Origin of the sequence: Rahnella sp. RcJ3, from assembly GCF_009498575.1 — a bacterium.
In the GTDB taxonomy this organism is placed as follows: Bacteria; Pseudomonadota; Gammaproteobacteria; order Enterobacterales; family Enterobacteriaceae; genus Rahnella; species Rahnella aceris.
In genome coordinates, this window is sequence record NZ_QSNX01000018.1 from 89947 (window position 1) to 96672 (window position 6726).

At 47.0% G+C, this 6726-nt stretch carries 8 protein-coding genes; 6 read left to right on the forward strand and 2 right to left on the reverse strand.

Annotated elements, in window-relative coordinates:
- Window positions 1–208 precede the first annotated feature (208 nt).
- On the forward strand, window positions 209–1147 hold the full coding sequence (gene mdh / locus DXU84_RS20315) for a malate dehydrogenase (RefSeq protein ID WP_037034246.1): 939 nt from the start codon (window positions 209–211) through the stop codon (window positions 1145–1147).
- Window positions 1148–1190: 43 nt separating this feature from the next.
- Here mdh and DXU84_RS20320 read toward each other — a convergent pair whose 3' ends face one another.
- Window positions 1191–1463, reverse strand: coding sequence for a helix-turn-helix transcriptional regulator (locus tag DXU84_RS20320; protein WP_013573801.1), 273 nt, complete (start codon window positions 1461–1463; stop codon window positions 1191–1193).
- A gap of 659 nt (window positions 1464–2122) precedes the next feature.
- On the opposite strand from DXU84_RS20320, the gene DXU84_RS20325 reads away from it, so the two are divergent.
- On the forward strand, window positions 2123–2482 hold the full coding sequence (locus DXU84_RS20325) for a DNA-binding protein (RefSeq protein WP_013573802.1): 360 nt from the start codon (window positions 2123–2125) through the stop codon (window positions 2480–2482).
- Window positions 2483–2535: 53 nt separating this feature from the next.
- On the opposite strand, the gene ispB is transcribed toward DXU84_RS20325, so the two are convergent.
- Window positions 2536–3507: an octaprenyl diphosphate synthase gene (gene ispB, locus DXU84_RS20330; RefSeq protein ID WP_013573803.1), complete on the reverse strand. Its 972-nt coding sequence runs from the start codon at window positions 3505–3507 to the stop codon at window positions 2536–2538.
- 259 nt (window positions 3508–3766) lie between these two features.
- On the opposite strand from ispB, the gene rplU reads away from it, so the two are divergent.
- The 4 genes from rplU (at window position 3767) to cgtA (ending at window position 6602) form a co-directional block, all read left to right on the forward strand.
- Window positions 3767–4078, forward strand: coding sequence for a 50S ribosomal protein L21 (rplU, locus tag DXU84_RS20335; RefSeq protein WP_013573804.1), 312 nt, complete (start codon window positions 3767–3769; stop codon window positions 4076–4078).
- Between the two features lie 18 nt (window positions 4079–4096).
- Complete coding sequence (gene rpmA, locus DXU84_RS20340) at window positions 4097–4354, forward strand: 50S ribosomal protein L27 (protein ID WP_013573805.1); 258 nt, start codon at window positions 4097–4099, stop codon at window positions 4352–4354.
- An 85-nt stretch (window positions 4355–4439) separates the two neighbouring features.
- On the forward strand, window positions 4440–5396 hold the full coding sequence (locus DXU84_RS20345; protein ID WP_153376585.1) for a DMT family transporter: 957 nt from the start codon (window positions 4440–4442) through the stop codon (window positions 5394–5396).
- Between the two features lie 33 nt (window positions 5397–5429).
- Window positions 5430–6602 carry an Obg family GTPase CgtA gene (cgtA, locus tag DXU84_RS20350; RefSeq protein WP_013573807.1) on the forward strand — a complete coding sequence of 391 codons (1173 nt, stop codon included), beginning with the start codon at window positions 5430–5432 and terminating at the stop codon, window positions 6600–6602.
- Window positions 6603–6726: the final 124 nt, after the last annotated feature.

Here is a 6726-nt window from a genome sequence, read left to right on the forward strand (position 1 = left end):
TTTGTGGTGCTATTTTTAATGATGAAGCTTTCCGATAAAAAGTCACTAAAAGCGGAAAAAGGTCATCTTAGAGATGTTTTTTTACTTTCTAAACGACCAACCTCAGATTCTCTGCAGGTGAGCGATTGTTTTTAACAGCGTAAGTGATTAAGGTCACACCAATTAATTACACGACACTTATAAGTTAATGATAAAAAAGGAGTATAGGATGAAAGTTGCAGTTCTAGGTGCTGCGGGTGGTATCGGTCAGGCCCTCGCGCTTCTGCTCAAGACCCAGCTACCTTCCGGTTCCGAACTCTCATTATATGATATCGCACCGGTCACTCCGGGTGTCGCCGTCGATCTCAGCCATATCCCTACCGCGGTCAAAATTAAAGGTTTCTGTGGTGAAGATGCTAAACCGGCTCTGGAAGGGGCTGACATCGTCCTGATTTCTGCGGGGGTGGCACGTAAACCCGGCATGGATCGTTCAGACCTGTTTAATGTGAATGCCGGGATCGTGCGGAATCTGATCCAGCAAGTTGCCAGTACCTGCCCGAAAGCCTGCATTGGTATTATCACTAACCCGGTAAATACCACGGTCGCGATTGCGGCTGAAGTATTGAAAAATGCGGGCGTCTACGACAAAAATAAACTGTTTGGCGTAACGACTCTGGACGCAATCCGCTCCAATACTTTTGTCGCTGAGCTGAAGGGTAAGCAACCTGAAGATATCGAAGTGCCAGTTATCGGCGGGCACTCTGGTGTGACGATTCTGCCTTTATTGTCTCAGATCCCAGGTGTCTCTTTCACTGAAAGCGAAATTGTTGCACTGACTCAGCGCATTCAGAATGCCGGAACGGAAGTGGTAGAGGCCAAAGCCGGTGGCGGTTCTGCCACGCTTTCAATGGGGCAGGCTGCAGCACGCTTCGGGCTTTCATTGATGCGGGCGATGCAGGGTGAAGAGAATGTTGTGGAATGTGCCTATGTTGAAGGTAAAGGCGATTATGCGCGATTTTTCGCACAACCGGTTCTGCTAGGTAAACATGGCATTGCAGAGCTTATCGATATCGGTCAGCTCAGTGCTTTTGAGCAGCAATCGCTGGATTCGATGCTGGATATTCTTCGCAAAGATATCGAGCTTGGTGAGCAGTTTATTAATAAGTGAACATTGAACAAAGCCGCCGGTTAACGGGCGGCTTTTGTTTTTCTTAACGCGGTGTTTCATTGGTCGGGCGGCAACGGCGTTCAATGATTTGCAACGTTTTGGGATCAAAATACCGGCTAGGCCAGATCAGTGAGGGATGGATACCCAAAGCGCCTGCGATAAGCAATTCTCCTTTTGGCCATGGCCGTGATAATGCATTTGAAAGTGTCGAAGAGCTCAGGCCTGCTGATCGTGATACTGCTGCGAGTGTGGTGCCCTTCTTTCTCAGTGCTGCAATAATATCAGCCTGGTGCCAGTCTTCATTCCTTGTCATCATGATCTCTTCCTTCTGAAAAATGATTTTCAATAAATACGCTATTAAACATACTTTTAAAAATTGCTCATACTACTCATATAAACCATATCAATGTTTCCTAAAATCCATTATTTTACTTATTTAGAAAATACATTCTTATTTTGATTTAGACAAACAAGTAAATTCCTTTTGCTTTTTGTGATTTGTGTCAGTTTATAATTTTATTATTGTATTTTTTTAAAGTGAAAACGTAACTGGCATGTGTTTTTTTGAACAAATACATTGATAGGGTTAATTAACCAATTGAATTTTAGTTATTTAAATTATGATTTAAGGCGGTTTTTCTTGCTTTTTTAGATGGCTATCTACTTGTTGTAATTTGCTTTTTTTAATTTTCCTCTTATTTTAGTTTAAGATTTTATTTAAACTGCTTTCCGAAAAAAAATTTAATCAGTTCACCCGGCTGTTGATAAACATAATTCATGGAAGCATTTACATACATCTATAGACTCACTCCAAAAAATTGAATATCTTCTTTCTGTCAAATAGGTGTTTTTCTAAATGACTTATGTTAATACCACCTTTTATATAAACGCTCATTACCAGAAAATATCAGCATTACCCTCATGGATGTATAACAACGATCTTTCTTACTTACTTAATAAGAAACAAGGAATGTTATGAAAAAAGAGTGGTTTGCAGCAAAGGAACTGACCGGAAAAGAAGGACTGCCGACGTCAACCCAAGGTGTGCATGGGATGGCTCGCAGATTGTGCTGGATTAAACGCCGCAGGCTGGGCGTTCAGGGACGTGCAGTGGAATATCACATCGACAGCTTGCCCGGTAATGCCGCCGCCAGTTTATCGATGAATGAGCGTTCTGCTGAATATGTGTATACGTCACATCAGGACCCACTGGCGATCTGGATCGAAAGTTATAAGCAACTGAGAGAACCTGAACGTGAAACGATGATCTCATTCATTGTGAGGGAAGGGATATCTGAGTTGCTCAACAGATTACGTGAGCCTGAAAAAAACTAGCGCAATAATGCCTGTCGCGCCTGCTTTATTCTGGCAGGTACGACAGGCAAATATCAGAAATCGCGTTTTACAGACATATGCGCGAGGCCTTCAAGCGCAGAGCGATATTCGGACTCCGGGAGCACCTGAAGCGCCTGGATGGCTTTATCAGCTTCTTCTTCAGCACGCTGGCGGGTGTAAGCCAGAGAGCCCCACTGATGCATTGCTGCCAGCACGGGTTCCAATAAATGGCGCCCGTTACCCTCTTCGATAGCTTTGCGGATCATAGCGGATTGTTCGGCATCACCGTGCTGCATCGCATGCAGAAGGGGCAACGTCGGTTTTCCTTCATCAAGGTCATCGCCAGTGTTTTTGCCCAGCGTTTCGCCATCAGCATCGTAATCGAGCAAATCATCAATCAGCTGGAAAGCGGTGCCCAGATAACGACCATAATCTTGCAAAGCTGTAATCTGCTCATTGTTTCCGCCCGCCAGCATGGCAGAGGCTTGCGACGCGGCTTCAAAAAGACGCGCAGTTTTGCTGTAAATCACCTGCATGTAACTGGCTTCTGTGATGTCAGGATCATTGCAATTAATCAGTTGCTGCACTTCGCCTTCTGCAATCACATTCACCGCTTTTGCCATCAGAGCCAGAACAGGAAGCGATTCAAGATCTGTCATCATTTGAAATGCGCGGGTGTAGATAAAATCGCCGACCAATACGCTGGCGGCGTTGCCAAATGCGGCGTTCGCAGTGGCCTTTCCCCGACGCATATCTGATTCGTCAACCACATCGTCATGTAACAGTGTGGCGGTATGAATAAACTCAATCAGAGCAGCGACTTTGATGTGTTTATCGCCCTGGTAGGATAGTGCTTTGGCTGCCAGTACTGCTATCATCGGGCGGATACGTTTGCCGCCGCCACTGATGATGTAATATCCCAGTTGATTGATGAGAGAAACCTCTGAATTCAACTGTTCAAGGATGGATGCATTGACTGCAGCCATGTCGTCCTGGGTAAGATCAATAATCTGTTCTAGGTTCATTGTGTTTTTTCAGCTGTTGTTCTCTTCACCGCAATGAGGTCTGGCTCACATTGGCACATGGCGCTAACTGTAAAGGGGATTGTACTTGAAAAACAGTGTAGATAAATGATATCGGAAGAACTGCGCTTTTTTTCTTCTTTTGTCGTCATTGTACTCTTGTCTTATGCTGATTTTTTGCGTAGAATTCGCGCCCTATTGTGAATATTTATAGCGCCCTCTGGACTATACAAAGTTGAGTGCGCGGAAAGCGGAGTTTTATATGTACGCGGTTTTCCAAAGTGGTGGTAAACAACACCGTGTCAGCGAAGGACAGACTATCCGTCTGGAGAAGCTGGACGTTGCAACTGGCGAAGCTATCGAGTTCGATCAGGTTCTGATGATTGCAAACGGTGAAGAAATCAACATCGGTCTGCCTTTAGTGGCTGGCGGTGTAATCAAAGCTGAAGTCGTTGCTCACGGTCGTGGCGAAAAGGTCAAAATCGTTAAGTTTCGTCGTCGTAAACACTATCGTAAGCAGCAGGGCCACCGTCAGTGGTTCACTGACGTTAAAATCACCGGCATCAGCGCTTAAGATTAGGAGAGCGGAACAATGGCACACAAAAAGGCTGGCGGCTCCACACGTAACGGTCGCGATTCAGAAGCTAAACGTCTGGGCGTAAAACGCTTTGGCGGCGAAGCAGTACTGGCAGGCAGCATCATCGTTCGTCAGCGCGGCACCAAATTCCACGCTGGTATCAACGTGGGTTGCGGCAAGGACCACACTCTGTTTGCTTTGGCTGACGGTAAAGTCAAGTTCGAAGTTAAAGGCCCGAAAAACCGTAAGTACATCAGCATCGAAGCTGAATAAGTTTTTCGCGTCTTAGTAAATAGATGTAAGCCCCGCAATTCGTTGCGGGGCTTTTTACATTCTGGTTAGCCCATTCTGGCGGGATATGGATACGAAATCACAGGCACCTGTCGGGATTCTGTTGGCGCTGATTACTGCCATGAGCTGGGGCTCTTTGCCTATCGCCATGAAGCAGGTTCTGGTGGTGATGGATCCCTTTACTGTGGCTTGGTATCGGTTTTCGATGGCGGCCGTTGTGCTGGGTTGCATTTTGGCCATGAGGCGAAGGCTGCCTCCGAGAGCGATTTTCAGGCGACCGCGCTGGCTGGTTTTAGTGCTGATTGCAACTTGTGGATTACTGGGAAACTTTGTTCTTTTTAGTTCTTCTTTGCAATTTCTTAGCCCGACGGCTTCTCAGGTTATCGGACAGCTTTCTCCGGTCGGTATGATGGTGGCCAGCGTAATCATCCTAAAAGAAAGGATGCGCGTTACGCAGGTTATTGGCGCCAGTATGTTAATTTTTGGGCTGATATTGTTTTTCAATACCAGTCTGATTGAGATTTTCACCCGTCTGACGGATTACACTTTGGGTGTGATTTTTGGCGTCGGGGCAGCAACAGTTTGGGTGATATACGGTGTGGCGCAAAAGGTTTTACTGCGTCAACTGGCTTCACCGCAAATCCTTTTTTTGCTGTACACTTTATGTTCTATCGCATTGCTCCCGCTGGCCAGCCCTGCGGTGCTTTCACAGCTCAGCGGCTGGCAGTTTGCCTGCCTGTTGTTTTGCGGCGCGAATACCTTGGTAGGATATGGCGCCTTAGCGGAAGCGATGGCGAGATGGCAGGCAGCTCAGGTAAGTGCATTAGTGACACTCACGCCGCTGTTTACCCTGCTATTTTCAGATTTATTGGCACTTGCCTGGCCTGACTTTTTTGCTGTACCAGTACTTAATTTTATTGGTTATCTGGGAGCATTTGTGGTGGTGGCGGGTGCAATGTTTTCCGCAATTGGCCATCGATGGTGGCCACGTCGGACAGAGCAAAACCTGGTAGCTAAACTTTAGCTGCCCGGCGAATGATTTACGGAGACAGAACAAATGAAGTTTGTTGATGAAGCCACGATTCTGGTTGTGGCCGGTGATGGCGGTAACGGGTGCGTCAGCTTCCGCCGCGAAAAATACATTCCACGTGGCGGCCCTGACGGTGGCGACGGTGGTGATGGCGGTGATGTGTACCTCGTTGCTGATGAGAACCTCAATACGCTGATCGATTTCCGCTTTGTGAAATCTTATCGTGCTGAGCGCGGTACTAACGGTCAGAGCAGCGACTGTACTGGTAAACGCGGTAAGGACATCACCATTAAAGTGCCTGTGGGAACGCGAGTTCTTGACCAAAGCACTGGCGAAGTCCTGGCCGATATGACCAAAAATGGTCAGGTTAATATGGTCGCTAAAGGCGGTTTCCACGGACTCGGTAACACCCGTTTTAAATCTTCCGTGAACCGTTCACCGCGTCAGAAAACCATGGGCACCAAAGGTGAAGAGCGTGATATCGCACTCGAACTGATGCTGCTTGCCGATGTAGGCATGCTGGGTCTGCCAAACGCAGGTAAATCGACGTTTATCCGCTCCGTCTCTGCAGCGAAGCCGAAAGTGGCTGATTATCCGTTTACCACACTGGTGCCAAGCCTCGGTGTTGTACGTATGGATCACGAACAAAGCTTCGTGGTTGCAGACATCCCCGGTCTGATCGAAGGGGCTTCTGAAGGCGCTGGTTTGGGTATCCGCTTCCTGAAGCACCTTGAGCGTTGCCGCGTTCTGTTGCACCTGATCGACATTGCGCCGATCGATGAATCTGATCCGATCGAAAATGCCAAAGTCATCATCAATGAACTGAAGCAATACAACGCCAAGCTGGCTGAAAAGCCGCGCTGGTTAGTGTTCAATAAAGTTGATCTGATCGAGAAAGAAGAAGCTGAAACGCGTGCTAAAGCGATTGCTGATGCATTAGGCTGGGAAGGTAACTATTACCTTATTTCCGCTGCAAACCGCGAAGGTGTGAATGCATTGTGTTGGGACGTGATGAAGTTCATCAACGAAAATCCTAAGCACATGGCGATTGAAGAAGCGGCACCCGAGAAAGTTGAGTTCATGTGGGATGATTATCACCGTGAACAACTGGCTGAAGTGGAATCTGAAGCCGACGACGACTGGGATGATGACTGGGATGAAGATGACGACGAAGGCGTAGAAATCATTTACGAACGTTAATCCCGTGTATTAGCGTTTCATCGCTGAAAGAAAGGCTGCCATTGGCATAATGCCGGTCACTTAAGGTGACCGGCATTGTTTTTTAAGGGATATTTTGACCTTTTTTCTCTCACTTCCCTCGCAT